The 370-nt window shown below is 53.0% G+C and carries 1 tRNA gene; it reads right to left on the reverse strand.

Features of this window, described 5'->3' with window-relative positions:
- Positions 1-243 precede the first annotated feature (243 nt).
- Positions 244-320 (reverse strand) — tRNA-Met (locus ASB65_RS22770).
- Between the last annotated feature and the right edge of the window lie 50 nt (positions 321-370).

Consider the following 370-nt stretch of genomic DNA (forward strand, 5'->3'; position numbering starts at 1 on the left):
CACAATAAGCATCCAAATAAAAAGCCTCCGATGAAACCGGAGGCTGTTGTAACCCCATCGCAGATGGGGGTCCCGTTTGGACGCCGATCACCCCATGTGCGGGGTCCTTATTCCATGCTTAATCACAGGTTGGAGATCTGGCCGACCATCGCGGTTTGACGGAATATCGTAATTTCCGCGGTCCAGAAACGCAAAAAAGGGCTCGGAGTTGTCTCGGAGCCCTTTGATATGTTTGGTGGGAATTGGTTGCGGGGGCAGGATTTGAACCTGCGGCCTTCAGGTTATGAGCCTGACGAGCTACCGGGCTGCTCCACCCCGCGGAATGATTTATTATAGCATAAAGGCCGCTTTTGGCGGCCTTTTGATTTGG

This window comes from Agrobacterium tumefaciens str. B6 (assembly GCF_001541315.1).
Taxonomy (GTDB): Bacteria; Pseudomonadota; Alphaproteobacteria; order Rhizobiales; family Rhizobiaceae; genus Agrobacterium; species Agrobacterium radiobacter.